Raw genomic sequence first — 15,648 nt, 5'->3', positions numbered from 1 at the left:
TTCATTCTTTAAGAATTGGGTCAATCCAACATCCAATAACTTCATCACAATGCACAAAAAATGTTTTATTTTGCATATAACCCCAATCAATAAGCGTTCACAAACGCTAGAAATTATTCTCAGAAAACGCATCTGAAAATTCAGATTTCATGATATATAATAAAACTACAGATTTATTGAAACTGAATCCTTCATTATCAAATTATAGATAACTATTTAACCGATTAGAATTTTTTTACATGCATATGAAAAGTATTATGAAAAATAAGTTATAAAATCACAGAAAATTTAGACATATTCTTATCTATCTATAAATAAAAATTGTCTTCGTTTATAAAAAATTATTCATCATAATCTTACGAACTATAATGTTTCTCTATCACTTACCTCTTTTCATAAATCATATAAATATAGTCTTACAAAAACCATACTACAAAGCAGATAGACACGAAATAAATCATTAACTTTCTTCATTTCAAATCATGACTAATTAAAAACGATCCATCAACGAAAACCAATTCATAGCTAAAAATATAAGTGGATAACGCAAAAATTTTCCACCTGGAAAAGAAGAAATTTTTAAATCTTGAAAATATGCAAAACGCTCATGCTTTCCAGACAACCATTCAGCATATAATTTCCCTATAAAGGGGGCCAGCATAACCCCATGTCCTGAATATCCTCCACAATAAGTAAAACCTGGCATAATTTGGCGAACATAAGGCATACGTTCAACTGTAATAGCTACTGTCCCCCCCCAACAATGAGTTAAATTTATAAACCGTAATTGAGGATAAATTTCAATAATTTGCCGATATATACGCTCATTTAAGTTAGCCGGATACCGATGATCATAACTTTCTACTCCCCCAAATAATAAGCGATTATCAATACTTTTGCGAAAATAACGAACCATGAAACGAGAATCATCTACAGCTTCACCGTTTGAAAGAATTGAACTATGTTTTGGTAATGGCTCTGTCGCTCCAATATATGAGCGAATAGAAACAATATTCTTCTCAACAAAATGTTGGAGCCCAAGTTTATAGGCATTGGTTGCTAATAAAACATTCTCAGCCGTAATGTTCGCCAACTCTGTTCTTACTACATACTGATTTCTCTTTCGTTCTATCCCTGTTACTTGGGTTTTTTCATAAAGTTTAGCACCAGCCTCTTTTGCTTTTTTTGCCAACCAAACAACAAATTTTAAAGGATTGATATGACCAGTTTCTGCATCATAGAGACCACCATGATAAAAAGATGAGCCAAGTCGCTCAGCGGTTTCATTTTTATTCATAAAAGTAAGGTTAGAATAACCATAACGCTGTAATGTCTCAACATGCTGCTGATAAGTTATAATTTCACGTTTTTTATGGATAACTGAAAGCTGCCCTATCATAAAATCAATTTTACAATCAGGCCTACTACACCAAGAAAAAATATCTTTTTTAGCTTCTTCAGCTAAATCAAACAGTGCTTTACTTCTTTCAAAACCGTATTTTTTCTCTAACGTTTCTACCCATTGTCGTTGCCCTGTCCCCAATTGCCCCCCATTCCTTCCAGAAGCTCCATCGCCAAAACGTGAAGCCTCACATAAAATAACACTAACTCCATTTTTAGCTAAGTGATAAGCAGCTGAAAGCCCGGTAAAACCACCTCCAATAATAACTACATCACACTGTGCTTGTTCGTCAACGAATGGATACGAAGGACGTTCTTTTAAAGTATCTTCATACCAAGAATGTCCAGGAGAAACGGGATTATAATCACTCATAATAGAAATACTTAAACATTCAGCAGAAGATATTCACGCTCCCATGGACTAATAACTTCCATAAAAATTTCAAATTCTTGTCGTTTAATAGCAGCGTAAGTGCTCACAAATGTATCTCCCAAAATAGCACGCAATTCTTTATCTTGTTCAAATAAATTAACAGCTTCAATAAGACCACGCGGTAATTCGATATTATCAGCATTTACAGTTTTTATTGTTGGGTTATCCGGCTCAATTTTTTGTTGCAAACCAATGAGGCCACAAGCCAAAGAAGCTGCAAGTGCCAAATAAGGATTAGCATCTGATGAAGGAATTCTATTCTCAACACGCCGTCCTTGTGGAACAGAACTTGGCACACGAAAAGCTGTTGTACGATTATCATATCCCCATCGCAAATTCACCGGTGCTGAGATTCCAGGCATGAGCCGCCGATAAGAATTAACATAAGGAGCAAGCATAACAAGAGCTCCTGCCATATGCCTTTGTAATCCACCAATAAAGTAGCGAAAATATACACTTTCTCCACCATCCTCTTTTGTAAAAATATTCGCACCTGTCTCTTGATTGATCACAGATTGATGAATATGCATAGCAGATCCTGGCTGCCCCTGGATAGGCTTTGCCATAAATGTTGCATACATATTATGTTTAAGTGCTGCTTCACGGATAGTTCGTTTAAACATAAAAACTTGGTCAGCTAATTCAATAGGATCACCATGACGTAAATTAATTTCGAATTGACCAGCCCCTTCTTCATGAATAAGTGTATCAATTTCTAATCCTTGTGCTTCTGAAAAATGATAAATATCATCAATCACTTCATCAAATTCATTCACACCAGCAATTGAATATCCTTGCCCTCCCCCAATTGCACGCCCAGAGCGACCAACTGGAGATACCAAAGGATAATCAGGATCGGGATTCTTTTGTACAAAATAAAATTCAATTTCTGGTGCAACAACTGGCTTTAAACCCATCTGAGTATAAAAATCAATCACTGTTCTCAAAACATTACGCGGTGTATACTCAACAGCCTGTCCATTTTGATAGATAAGATCACAAATCACTTGTGCTGTAGGAGCCTCTTCCCATGGAACAATGGTCAATGTAGAAAGATCAGGCTCAAGGCGTAAATCACCGTCTGCTTTTGGATACTCAAAACCATTGCCATCTTCTGGATAGTTTCCTGAAATTGTTGACATAAAAACAGACGAAGGTAATGCTAATGATGTATCCGACGTGAACTTTTTAGAAAGCATCATCTTGCCACGTGCTACCCCTGCTTGATCGGGTGTAATACACTCGATATCCTCTACGTTGCGAAATGCAAGCCATTGTGAAACTTGCTTCCAATCCTTTACACCACGTAAATTTTCAAGAAAATCAGAAATAGACTTACAATTTTCATTCTTCATTTGTTTACTTTTTCACAGTCATAACGCACCAATTCAAAAAAACTCAGCTCTCTTTGTTATAACATCATTTTATATAATCAATATTATGCAAAAATTGCATCAGCTTAATTTTTATTTAAAGAACATAATAACGCTTATCAAGGAAAATACATCTAACGGTTTTCTAAAATACCGTTTAATTTTACTAAACACAGTGAAAAATGGTACGGTTGGTGGGATTTGAACCTACGACCTCTGGTGCCACAAACCAGCGCTCTAACCAACTGAGCTACAACCGCATAAATACTTACTTTTTGTTTGTGTGACATACGGAAGATCAAAAGAGTTTGCAAGCCCCTTTAAACAAAACTTACATTTTTTATCAAAAAACAACAATTTTATTATAAAGAGAGTGCACATTTTGCCCAATTGTCAACATTATAATCGCGATAAGCTGTTATATTATCAACACCCTCTTGCTGCATCAACTTTAAAATTTCTTTCATAATGGTTACAGCAATATTTGGTCCTTCATAAATCATTCCACTATAAATTTGTATCAAATCTGCACCAGCTTTAACTTTTTCCAAAGCTGTTTGTGCATCCCTCACACCACCGACACCAATAATTGCAATATCTTTTCCTAATTTTTTACGCATTTTTGCAAGAACAATAGTAGAACGTTCAAATAATGGACGTCCTGATAGCCCACCTTCTTCATCAATCCACCTGCTATCTGTGAGTCCCCTACGCGAAAGAGTCGTGTTAGAAATAATTAAACCATCAAAATCAGAAGCACTTATTTCTTGAGCCACATCATCTAATTCCTTCTCCGTCAAATCAGGAGCAATTTTCAAAAAAATCGGAATAGAGAATCCATGTTTTTCCTTTTGTTCGCTACGCGCTTGCGAAATTGCTTGAATCAAAAAATGCAAGCTATCACGGATCTGCAAATTACGTAAACCTGGTGTATTAGGTGAAGAAACATTAAGCGCAAAATAATCAGCAACATCGTAAAAGCAAGCAATACCAGAAACATAATCGTCAATCCTATTTACTGCATCCTTATTCGCACCAATATTGACTCCTACAATACCAACGCGTTTCCGTGCACAAAGCTTACGATAAACAGTTTGGTATCCGTCATTATTAAAACCCATTCTATTAATAATAGCTTCATCTTCTATCAAGCGGAAAAGCCGTGGTTTTGGATTCCCAACCTGTGGTTTTGGTGTAACTGTACCAATTTCAGTAAAACCAAACCCTAAGCGTAAAATAGAATCTACAACTTCTGCATTTTTATCAAAGCCTGCAGCAAGGCCAATAAAATTTTCAAAAGTAAGTCCTAAAATATTGACACATAAACGCTTATCAAAAATCTTTTGACAACAACCCAGTCCACTTTTTAATCCAGAAATAGCTAAATGATGCGCACGCTCTGGATCTAACATAAATAAAGCGGAACGACCAATACAACGAAAGAAACCCATAAATCTGCCTTTATACAATAAAATCTATCTTTTGCATTTTATTGAAATTTTTGACATCAAAAACCACCAATAAAGACAAAATAGCATATAAATGATAAAATAAATCTCTATAGTACAAAAATGTACAATATAATTTAAGGGATTAACTTTACTCTTATAAATATTGAAAAAGTCAGATAAATCATCGAAGTGAACTTATACATCTAACATATTTTCATGATTTTTAATATAGGTATTTCACTATAAAATATCTTTAATATTAGCGTAAAATAAAACATTTAGTAGAGCATTTTCATTATCATAAGAATATTGTAAAATATTGTTGATATCTACACTATAATTGAGCAAGAAAATTAAAATTACTCTTTTCTTTTTTATTAAAAGCGATAGTTAAAATTGTTATACATCGCAAATATAAATAGGAAAACACAATGCTTAAAGAATTCAAAGAATTTGCCTTAAAAGGAAATATGATTGATTTAGCTATCGGTGTCATTATAGGAGGCGCTTTTGGTGGTCTAGTTAATTCAATTGTTAATGATATTTTTATGCCAGTTATTGGTCTTATCACAGGTGGTATTGACTTCTCTAATATGTTTATTCAACTCGCAGGTGAAAAACAAGCAACCCTAAATGCTGCGAAAGAAGCAGGAGCAACCATTAGCTATGGAAATTTTATAACACTTCTTATCAATTTTCTGATTATTGCTTGGGTTCTTTTCCTTTTTGTCAAAGGTATCAATAAAATTCGCCGTCAACAAAAAGAAGCAGAAAATCCAACAGACATGTCTCTTGAAGAAAAACTTTTAACAGAAATCCGCGATTTATTAGCCAATAAAAAATAAGTTTACATATATAGCTCTTTAATCATGGAACATAGAAAAATAATTCTGACCTTTGTTCCGTGATTAAGTTTTTAAACTAATAAGTTTGATTCCCAATCCCTTTTACACTATTTGGCACCTAATAAAATCGAAACCGGTTCCAATAAGCGCTTACACAATGCCTACTATCTATTTGATCATAAAGCTATATCGTTCGTACAATTTCTTATCGTCTCTATTGCAACTGTTATCTCTCATTACAATTTTGAAGTCTGTTTTTCCTCTATAAGAATAGATGGGTGACAATTTATTAAACTGAAATCTTCAAATAGTTCTTTTACTCTACCACTTTTTATTCAATCTTATGAAGATTTACCATAAAATATGAGCTTTTAAAAATGAATCATTTAGCTCTAATATAGATCTGATAGTTATAAGATATTAATATCGCTTTTAAATCACTTACTAAGCAAAATTTCACGTTTCCCTACATGATTAGCAGCCCCAACAATACCCTCCTCTTCCATTCGTTCTACAAGAGCAGCCGCTTTATTATAGCCAATTGAAAGACGACGCTGAATATAAGACGTTGAACATTTTTTATCACGCAATACAATTTTAACTGCTTGCACATAAAGCTCTTCACCATCTTCACTAGAATTTCCTGCTGCAACAATTTCAGAAACAGAATCAGCAACTTCAGAATCGTCATCATCCTCCTCACTATCTGTTACTGTTGCTAAATAATCAGGTTTCCCCTGCTTTTTAAGGTGTGCAACAACTGACTCTACTTCTTTATCAGAAACAAAAGGTCCATGCACACGCACAATACGGCCACCACCAACCATGTGAAGCATATCTCCCTGCCCTAAAAGGGTTTCAGCACCTTGTTCACCTAAAATTGTACGACTATCAATTTTCGATGTAACTTGAAAAGAAATACGAGTAGGAAAATTTGCCTTAATTGTGCCTGTAATTACATCAACAGAAGGGCGCTGTGTAGCCATAATAAGATGAATACCAGCAGCCCGAGCCATTTGTGCTAAACGTTGAATAGCGCCTTCAATCTCTTTACCTGCCACCATCATGAGATCCGCCATTTCATCAACAATAACAACAATATAAGGCAACTGCGTCAAATCCATAGTTTCTTCATGATAAAGTATTTCTCCACTTTCCTTATCAAAGCCCGACTGTACAGTACACATAATTGTCTCACCTTTTTCCACAGCAAGCGCAACCCGTGCATTAAAACCATCAATATTACGTACACCCAATTTAGCCATTTTTCGGTAACGTTCTTCCATTTCACGAACCACCCATTTTAAAGCCGTTACAGCTTTTTTAGGATCAGTTACAACAGGTGTTAGAAGATGCGGAATACCATCATAAATAGATAATTCCAGCATTTTAGGATCAACCATAATCAAACGACACTGCTCTGGCGAAAGTCGATAAAGAATCGACAAAATCATTGTATTAATAGCAACTGACTTTCCTGATCCTGTCGTTCCAGCAACTAATAAATGAGGCATTTTTGCCAATTCTGCTGTTACAGGATCACCATTAATCCCTTTCCCTAAAGCGAGAGCTAATTTAAATTCGCTATCACCAAAAGTACTTGATTGAATTAATTCGCGCAAATAAACAGTCTCACGAACTGCATTTGGCAACTCAATTCCAATAACATTCCGTCCAGGAATCACAGCAACACGAGCAGAAATAGCAGACATAGAACGAGCAATATCATCAGAAAGGCCAATAACACGTGATGATTTAACCCCAGCTGCTGGTTCAAATTCGTACATTGTTACCACTGGCCCTGGGCGAACATGAATAATTTCACCCTTAATGCCAAAATCTTCTAAAACACTTTCCAAAAGCCCTGCACTACGCTCCAATGTTTCTTGCGAAATAATTGCGCCATCCTTAAAAACAGGTTCTTGTAATAAATCAATTGGAGGAAATTCATAAGCACCGCAGTTTACAGAATGCAAACTTGGTATAAAAGCTGAATCACGACCACGAAATGGTACACCTGTCGTTTTCTGTCCGCTTTCTTTTTCTCTCATTGGAGAAGCATTCACTATATCCTCTCTTACTGTTATGCAATCAGTAACATGGGACAAGTTATTATGCGCTACAGCATCCGTTATATTGTTTGCTTCATAAATAGATTCTTCAACAACAGAAGAATCTTGGCTCTTTATAACTTCATTATCTTCGTCTTTCAAAGAAGATTCAACATGACACATTTGAATTTCTTGAACAACTTCACTTTCCGTATAATTCAAATCAAAAATTTTTTCAGAATCCTTGATCTCTCCTGTTGAAGCTTTTGATTCACCCATATTACAAAGCTGAGGATGATGAAATTCAAACACACGATAAAAAGCAGTAATTGATTCATCAATAACAGAATCAGTCTCCAATAAATCTTTATTATGAATAAAATTAACCAATGCTTCTTCTCTTGAAGTCTTCTGATTAATTTGTCCTAATATAAAAGGATCGCACTCAAAAAATGCATCATCAGACAAATAATCAGATAGATATAACGTATGATCTGTTTTTTGGGTTACGTTTTCTTCTTCTATCACAGATGAATGATGTACTCTATTTTCTTTAATTGGCGTAACCATAGTCTGTTGTATAAATTGTTTAAAAGCAGCTGAAGAATAAAGCGATGCTTTCTTTTCAGACAACGAAATATTTATTTCATTTTCTGTCAATTGAGATTCCATTTCCACCCTATCTAATTTCGTCATATCCGTAAATCTTTGCTGCTTTTTCCCCATAAAACCTTTAAATTGTTTTGCAAAAATTGGATCTGTTTCTATACGACGACGCAAAATCTCTACTTCTGGTGTTCGGGTAAAACGTACGTTCTGCCCAAGAGAAAATGCTTTTTTCCACACCGCAGGATAAGAAAGCATTTCAACAACATTCGCTGATGAATCTTTTTTTGATACATCTTCTTCACTTTTATCAGCAGGACAAGACGTAGAAATAGATTTTGTTTTCAAATGACGCATGATAACCAACAAATTATAGAAATGAGAATAATTATTTTACAAAGAGAATACGTAATTTTATATTATGAAGGTTAATAACCTTTTGCCAAACGTTAAATTTTTTAAAATTCGCAATAAAAGAAATTAATTAAAGAAAAATATAATTCACTGATATGGTAATGTGATACTGCTCTTATGCTTTAAACCTGTTCGCTTTTCATTGAAAAACCTCTTGTTACAAAAGCAAACTGTATTCTATAATTTACAGACAAAGAAATGGTAAATAGATTATGTTAAATAAGAGACAATTTTATATCAACGGTCTATGGGAAAATCCAAATACAAACAACGATCTTCATGTTATTAACCCATCAACAGAAGAAATCTGTGCTGTTATTAGTGTTGGGAATATCAAAGACGTAGATAAAGCAATTACAGCTGCCAAAAATGCTTTTCAAAATTGGAAAACAACTACACCAAAACAACGTCTTGCCTTTATTGAAAAAGTTTTAGAAATTTACGAAAAACGCTCTGAAAATATTGCCAAAACTATTTCAATGGAAATGGGTGCACCTATTGATATGGCGCGAAATTCTCAAACTGCTGCTGGTAGCTACCATATTCGCAATTTTATTAAAGCTTTCAAAGACTTTTCTTTTCAAAAAGTTTTAATAAAAGGCTGTAATCATGCAGTTTTGCAATATGACCCTATTGGTGTTGTCGGATTGATTACACCATGGAATTGGCCCATGAATCAAATAACTTTAAAAGTTATTCCTGCATTATTGGCTGGCTGTACTATGATCTTAAAGCCCTCTGAACTTGCTCCTCTTTCTGCAATGCTTTTCGCTGAAATTTTAGATGAAGCTGCTTTACCTGCTGGTGTTTTTAATTTAATCAACGGTGATGGAATCAATGTAGGCTCTTATTTATCTTCACATCCAGATTTAGAAATGATCAGTTTCACTGGCTCAACAAGAGCAGGAAAAGCTATTTCTAAAAATGCTAGTGATACCTTAAAACGGGTCTGCTTAGAACTAGGAGGGAAAGGGGCTAATCTTATTTTTGCTGATGCTTCTGATGATGCGATTCAACGTGGCGTAAACGACTGTTTTCATAATAGTGGGCAAAGCTGCAATGCACCAACACGTATGCTTGTAGAGCATTCGATCTATAATAAAGCTGTAACAATAGCACAACATATTGCTGCAAAAACAATAGTAGGACTAAGTTCTCAATCAGGAAATCATATTGGTCCCGTAGTATCAAAACAACAGTACGATAAAATTCAAGCGCTTATTCAATCTGGAATCGACGAAGGAGCAACTCTTGTTGCTGGTGGTACAGGTCTCCCTATAAATATGAAAAGAGGTTATTATGTACGGCCAACAGTCTTTGCTGATGTGAAACCGCACATGCGTATTTTCCGAGAAGAAATATTTGGTCCAGTTCTTTCAATTATTCCCTTTAATACAGAGGAAGAAGCTATAACCTTAGCCAATAATACAGAATATGGTCTCACCAATTATATACAATCACAAGACCGAAATAGATGTCAACGTATTGCTACACAACTACGTTCTGGTATGGTAGAAATTAACGGATACGATTTGCCTGATGGCAGTTATTTTGGGGGTGTAAAACAATCTGGACGTGCTCGTGAAGGTGGACGTTGGGGAATTGAAGAATTTTTAGATACCAAAGCGATTTCATATTGGTAAAAAATCCCATAAAAAACCTCAAAAAGAGGATCATGTAGTGACACAACACATAACGAATGAAAATGCATGTGGACAACGAATTGATCAATGGCTCGCTAAACAATATAAAGGTGAATTATCACGTTCACGTTTGCAAACTCTAATCCGCGAGGGTTATTTAAAAATTGATGGTCAATTAATAAAGGAACCAAAAACAAAATTAAAATCTAATCAAATCATTGAATTAACAATACCGACTCCTAATGAGGCACAACCTCAAGGTGAAGCTCTAGTTCTTGATATTTTGTTTGAAGATAATCATATTATTGTTATTAATAAACCAGCTGGTCTTGTTGTCCATCCTGGCAATGGTAATTGGACAGGAACTTTAGTAAACGGACTTATTTATCATTGTCGTGATAGTTTATCTGGTATCGGAGGTATTAAGCGTCCTGGTATTGTTCATCGTCTTGATAAAGACACAAGCGGTGTTATGGTTATCGCTAAAAACGACCTTGCTCATAGAAACCTTAATGCACAATTTGCTGATCATGGACGAACTAGCGCATTAGACCGACGTTATCATGCTGTCATTTGGGGTTCTCCTAATCGCAATATTGCGACAATTGATACGTTCCTTGCTCGTTCTTCTCGTGATCGAACAAAGCGCACTGTTGTTCATAGTGAATATGCTCATGCTCGCCGTGCTATTACGCATTTTTCTCTATTAGAGAAATACGGAACCTGTAATGATACAACATCTTTGGCTAGTCTTCTAGAATGTCGTCTAGAAACCGGGCGCACACACCAAATTCGCGTCCATATGTCTCATATTGGTCATCCCCTTATAGGAGACAAAGTATACGGAAACGCTTTTAAAACAAAATCAAATACTCTTGATCCTGAAATTAAAAATACAATCGATCAGTTTAATCGGCAAGCGCTCCATGCAACTAGTCTTACCTTTGAGCACCCAGCTAACAGTGAAATTATGTCTTTTTCCTCGCCATTTCCAAAAGATCTGGCTGACCTTCTCAACCATTTAAAAAAACTTAATTGAAACCTTTAATCATTACAAGATTTTATAATAAAATATCCAGTTTCGAATAAAATCAAGAATTATAATAGTGTAAATAAAGAAAGAAATGTGTTATATATATATAATGTTTGTAAATAAAATTCGCCTTTAAGGGAATTCATGCAAAAGGAGGGTGCTCTATGGCCCATATAAATTTACCATCATTTATAGCAAATGATAATGGTCTGAACCGTTATTTAGAAGAAATTCGCCGTTTTCCAGTACTTGAGCCACAAGAAGAATACATGTTAGCTAAGCGTTATCGTGAGTATAATGACCCAAAAGCAGCGCATAAATTGGTAACCAGTCACTTACGTCTTGTAGCGAAAATTGCAATAGGATATCGAGGTTACGGTTTACCCATTGGAGAAGTTATTTCAGAAGGAAATATTGGACTTATGCAAGCTGTTAAGCGTTTCGAGCCAGAACGTGGTTTTCGGCTTGCAACTTATGCAATGTGGTGGATTAAAGCATCAATTCAAGAATATGTTCTGCGATCATGGAGTTTAGTGAAAATAGGAACGACTGCTAATCAAAAGCGTCTTTTTTTCAATCTTCGTAAATTAAAAAATAAACTTCAGATGCTTGATAACGGTGATCTCAATGCGCAACAAGTTAAAGAAATTGCAACACGATTAAAAGTTACAGAAGATGAAGTGGTATCAATGAACCGTAGACTTAATGGTGATGCTTCTCTTAATGCTCCTCTTCTTACAAATAAAGGTGAGAGTTATGAATGGCAAGACTGGTTAGTTGATGATTCAAATAACCAAGAACAAACTTTAATTGAGCAAAATGAATTAGAGAATCGTTATTCCATATTAATACACGCTATGGATAATCTTAATGAACGCGAGAAACGTATTTTTAAAGCTCGCCGTTTAAGAGATGATCCGCTAACGCTAGAAGAACTCTCAAATGAATTTAACATTAGCAGAGAACGCGTTAGACAGATTGAAGCGCGCGCATTTGAAAAAATACAAAATTTCATTAAAACCTCTGCTTTATTCCAGAAGAAAGTACGAAATCAGGTTGATTTGCATAAATCTGAAAAGTAAAAGAAACTTAGCATCATAACGTATATTCATACTACAAAATGATTTATTTAAAGTAGGTTGAGAACAACTTCAGTGTTTTTTACATCAAAGGCTTATGATTGTTTTCTTTCATAAGCCATTTTCCAATAACCTCTTTAAAAATGGCTTGGCCTGCTGGTCCTTTTGCAAAATTTAATTCATGCATACGGCCATTTTTATCGCTTATCACTAAATGAAACCAATCTAGATCACGTATCAGCTGTAAATTTCTATCAAGAAACGGGTGATTGCCAACCAATGCAAAAACGAAAAAATCATTATCAATCTTAGCAGTTACAGTTCCAACTAAAGTTTGACTGATCGATTTTCCACTTTCCTTAAAAGTCAATGATTTAATATTATTGATTGCTTGTCCTGAAAATTTATCAGAAATAATAAAAATTAGATCTATAATATAAGCGGCATGCAAAGCTTCATCAGTATTACGACGTAAAGTTAACCGTAATGATAACCCTTCATCTGGAATTGTAATATCACCTCTTATAGCCAATTCTCCTTGAATCCCTTTAACAGAATCTTCTGTTATCAATGACCATGATACACTACCCGTCGTTGCTTTTCCTGAATCATGTTTGGTAGCCATTTGATATAATACAGCCTCACCTACCTGCCCAAACGATTTTAAATTAGTTGCAACAACTGTTGATGTCCCTTCTGCACTTGGAGATTCGGTTCTTTCAGCTGGACCAACATCAACCTCACTTCCATCCTCTAATAAGCGTTGTGTTAATTTTCGATTTGTTTGAGTTGCTTTCTGTAGTGCGTTCGACGTTTGAATATTTTTCTCCTGCAAATTTTTATTGCCCGATATAAATATGCGTCCACTAACAAAAAAAATACCACTAAACAAAATAATAATAGTAAAAAAAGAAACAACACTTACTAAAATATGCTTCTGCAGCGATGAACGATTAGCGCGCCGTAAAGCTTGCGAAAAGATATGTGACACAATATGAGCATTATCCACTTGCGAAGTAGACACTAAAAGAGCATTATTAGACATATCTTTTTTAATATTCTGATCCTTTTCATGGGCATTAAAAGCGTCTAACTTAACAAGTTCCGCATCCGGTATATCTGACATTACAGATGCCTCATCACAAATCTCATTATCAACTAAATGAGGAATAGATAATTGTTGCTGTTTTTCTGTAGCCAAAACCGAAGCATTATTTTCTAATGATGATATAGAGCTTTGCTCATTTTTCTCACCACTGTTTCTGTCTGTACAATTCCATCCTATAATTAAAGAAAGTTGTTCTTTTTCAACAGCTAAATATTCCTCTTCAACAATCGTAATAGCACTTTGCAAAGCACTTCTTTGCGCTTCTATTGCTTCTTTTGGCAATTTCATATTTACGATTGTATGCTCTAATGTTTTAGTAGCATGCTCATAAATTTGTTTACGTAATCTGGGCGTAATATCTTTTTGCGCATTAATTTTATTTTTTAAGATCCCAACGAAATCTATCATATTCTGTATAGTCTTTCTTAAACTTAAGAGGAAAACTCCTCAGTTTACAAAATTAAAGCGCTAATCATTCATTACTTTAGCCCTCAACTAACGTAATTGACATTAGTAGAAACGATATAGCAATCTAGATGAGTACAAAAATAAACAACGCTATTTTGTACCTTGTCTATTATATAGTCTTAGATGCTTATTTTTGCTATCATTAAGGTATAAGATAAAACTTAATCCCCAAAAGGATCAGCAATGAGGATTGTATCTTTTCGCTCAGGGCTAGTTGATAATAAAACTACTGGTATACCAATTAATTCTTCAATATAGCGCACATATTTGATAGCTTGCGCTGGTAGTTCTGTCAAATTTGATACACGCGCTGTTGTTTCTTTCCAACCCTCTAATGTCTCATAAATAGGCTGAACACGGGCTTGCGCTCCCATAGAGGATGGCAGATAATCTATTCTTTTACCATCAAGTTCATAACCAATACAAACTTTAATTTCATCTAAACCATCAAAAACATCAAGCTTTGTCAGTGCAAGACCATTGACGCCACCAATAGTCACCATCTGACGCACTAAAACAGCATCAAACCAACCACATCGACGTTTCCGACCAGTCACAACACCAAATTCATTTCCGCGCTCTCCAAGAAATTCACCAATTTTATTCATTTCTTCCGTCGGAAATGGTCCTTCTCCCACACGCGTTGTATAAGCCTTTGCAATACCCAATACATAATGAATTGAACTAAGACTCAAACCAGAGCCAATAAAAGCCTGCCCAGCAACTGTATTAGAAGAGGTTACATAGGGATAAGTTCCAAAATCATTATCCAATAATGCACCCTGTGCACCTTCAAATAGAATACGCCGCCCTATACGGTAACTTTCATCCAAAAGACGCCACGTACACTCCATAAAGGGTAAAATTTCATCTGCGACTTGCATCAATTCGTCATAAATTGTTTGTGGATCAATTTCTGCAACCCCCATACCACGACGTAAAGCATTGTGATGCCCCATAAGCCTTTCAATCTTTGGCATTAAAGTATCAGCCTCTGCCAAATCTACTACTCGTATGGAACGGCGACCTACTTTATCTTCATAAGCAGGACCAATACCACGTTTTGTCGTACCAATTATCAAACCAGAAACATTACTATCCCGAGCTGTATCAAGATCACGATGCACAAAAAGAATCAAAGGAGCATTTTCAGCAACACGCAAAATTTCCGGTGTAATCTTTATACCCTGAGCACGTAATTTTTTTAATTCTGCAACAAAATGATGGGGATCAATAACTACACCATTCCCGATAATTGATAGCTTTCCACGAACTACACCAGATGGTAACAGTGATAATTTATAACTAATCCCATCAATAACCAATGTATGACCAGCATTGTGCCCACCTTGATATCTTACTACAATATCCGCCCGCTCAGACAACCAATCTACGATTTTACCCTTGCCTTCATCTCCCCATTGTGTGCCGACAACTACTACATTGGCCATAACTTTCTCCGTTGTATTTGGAAAATAACACCAGTGTTCAAAAACAAATGGTTCTTTATAATAAAATTTTATAGCAAGTGTGCCTATTCATTTCAACTTTTTGCTTATTTTCATATGAACAAGCATTTTTAAATCACCAAAATAGACTGCACGTCAATATTAAAAAATACCTCTCTTCATTCAAACACATCACAACTCTTTAAAAAGCCTATACTCTAATACTCACAACAGCAATAACAAAGACCATAATCGTTGCACAATAAAAGTATTATACATATTTGGATAATTTTTC

Annotated in this window: 10 protein-coding genes and 1 tRNA gene; 4 read left to right on the top strand and 7 right to left on the bottom strand. The window is 35.1% G+C overall.

Translation table 11 applies throughout. The features are described from left to right. Positions 1–490 precede the first annotated feature (490 nt). From Bho11B_RS02225 to Bho11B_RS02210, 4 genes are all read right to left on the bottom strand, one after another. Positions 491–1,774, bottom strand: a complete 1,284-nt coding sequence (locus Bho11B_RS02225; RefSeq protein WP_078673546.1) for an FAD-binding oxidoreductase — start codon at positions 1,772–1,774, stop codon at positions 491–493. A gap of 11 nt (positions 1,775–1,785) precedes the next feature. Beyond that, on the bottom strand, positions 1,786–3,189 hold the full coding sequence (locus tag Bho11B_RS02220; RefSeq protein WP_035005695.1) for a glutamine synthetase family protein: 1,404 nt from the start codon (positions 3,187–3,189) through the stop codon (positions 1,786–1,788). Positions 3,190–3,390: 201 nt separating this feature from the next. After that, positions 3,391–3,467 (bottom strand) — tRNA-His (locus Bho11B_RS02215). Positions 3,468–3,569: 102 nt separating this feature from the next. Then, positions 3,570–4,658 (bottom strand): quinone-dependent dihydroorotate dehydrogenase, encoded by a 1,089-nt coding sequence (locus Bho11B_RS02210; protein ID WP_078673545.1) that lies wholly within the window; start codon positions 4,656–4,658, stop codon positions 3,570–3,572. A gap of 431 nt (positions 4,659–5,089) precedes the next feature. Here Bho11B_RS02210 and mscL point away from each other — a divergent pair, with 431 nt between their 5' ends. Next, positions 5,090–5,503, top strand: coding sequence for a large conductance mechanosensitive channel protein MscL (gene mscL / locus Bho11B_RS02205; RefSeq protein WP_035005692.1), 414 nt, complete (start codon positions 5,090–5,092; stop codon positions 5,501–5,503). 437 nt (positions 5,504–5,940) lie between these two features. On the opposite strand, the gene Bho11B_RS02200 is transcribed toward mscL, so the two are convergent. After that, positions 5,941–8,517, bottom strand: coding sequence for a DNA translocase FtsK (locus Bho11B_RS02200; RefSeq protein WP_078673544.1), 2,577 nt, complete (start codon positions 8,515–8,517; stop codon positions 5,941–5,943). 269 nt (positions 8,518–8,786) lie between these two features. Here Bho11B_RS02200 and Bho11B_RS02195 point away from each other — a divergent pair, with 269 nt between their 5' ends. The 3 genes from Bho11B_RS02195 (at position 8,787) to rpoH (ending at position 12,332) form a co-directional block, all read left to right on the top strand. After that, positions 8,787–10,217, top strand: coding sequence for an aldehyde dehydrogenase family protein (locus tag Bho11B_RS02195; RefSeq protein WP_078673543.1), 1,431 nt, complete (start codon positions 8,787–8,789; stop codon positions 10,215–10,217). A 37-nt stretch (positions 10,218–10,254) separates the two neighbouring features. Beyond that, on the top strand, positions 10,255–11,256 hold the full coding sequence (locus Bho11B_RS02190) for an RluA family pseudouridine synthase (protein WP_035005687.1): 1,002 nt from the start codon (positions 10,255–10,257) through the stop codon (positions 11,254–11,256). Positions 11,257–11,414: 158 nt separating this feature from the next. Next, the gene (rpoH, locus tag Bho11B_RS02185) at positions 11,415–12,332 is read left to right on the top strand and encodes an RNA polymerase sigma factor RpoH (protein WP_078673541.1); all 918 of its coding nucleotides are present in this window, start codon (positions 11,415–11,417) and stop codon (positions 12,330–12,332) included. 79 nt (positions 12,333–12,411) lie between these two features. On the opposite strand, the gene Bho11B_RS02180 is transcribed toward rpoH, so the two are convergent. Together Bho11B_RS02180 and Bho11B_RS02175 are read right to left on the bottom strand one after the other, a co-directional pair. Beyond that, positions 12,412–13,845 (bottom strand): hypothetical protein, encoded by a 1,434-nt coding sequence (locus Bho11B_RS02180; RefSeq protein WP_078673540.1) that lies wholly within the window; start codon positions 13,843–13,845, stop codon positions 12,412–12,414. 221 nt (positions 13,846–14,066) lie between these two features. Next, positions 14,067–15,356 carry an adenylosuccinate synthase gene (locus Bho11B_RS02175; protein ID WP_035005682.1) on the bottom strand — a complete coding sequence of 430 codons (1,290 nt, stop codon included), beginning with the start codon at positions 15,354–15,356 and terminating at the stop codon, positions 14,067–14,069. Between the last annotated feature and the right edge of the window lie 292 nt (positions 15,357–15,648).

Source organism: Bartonella sp. 11B (assembly GCF_002022625.1).
GTDB classification, from domain to species: domain Bacteria; phylum Pseudomonadota; class Alphaproteobacteria; order Rhizobiales; family Rhizobiaceae; genus Bartonella; species Bartonella rochalimae.
Note: the sequence above shows the minus strand (reverse complement) of the source record. Positions and strands in the feature narration are given on the sequence as shown.

Coding starts and splice junctions, on each gene's coding strand:
- Bho11B_RS02225 (WP_078673546.1), bottom strand. CDS start 1,774: ATGAGTGATTATAATCCCGTTTCTCCTGGACATTCTTGGTATGAAGAT.
- Bho11B_RS02220 (WP_035005695.1), bottom strand. CDS start 3,189: ATGAAGAATGAAAATTGTAAGTCTATTTCTGATTTTCTTGAAAATTTA.
- Bho11B_RS02210 (WP_078673545.1), bottom strand. CDS start 4,658: ATGGGTTTCTTTCGTTGTATTGGTCGTTCCGCTTTATTTATGTTAGAT.
- mscL (WP_035005692.1), top strand. CDS start 5,090: ATGCTTAAAGAATTCAAAGAATTTGCCTTAAAAGGAAATATGATTGAT.
- Bho11B_RS02200 (WP_078673544.1), bottom strand. CDS start 8,517: ATGCGTCATTTGAAAACAAAATCTATTTCTACGTCTTGTCCTGCTGAT.
- Bho11B_RS02195 (WP_078673543.1), top strand. CDS start 8,787: ATGTTAAATAAGAGACAATTTTATATCAACGGTCTATGGGAAAATCCA.
- rpoH (WP_078673541.1), top strand. CDS start 11,415: ATGGCCCATATAAATTTACCATCATTTATAGCAAATGATAATGGTCTG.
- Bho11B_RS02180 (WP_078673540.1), bottom strand. CDS start 13,845: ATGATAGATTTCGTTGGGATCTTAAAAAATAAAATTAATGCGCAAAAA.
- Bho11B_RS02175 (WP_035005682.1), bottom strand. CDS start 15,356: ATGGCCAATGTAGTAGTTGTCGGCACACAATGGGGAGATGAAGGCAAG.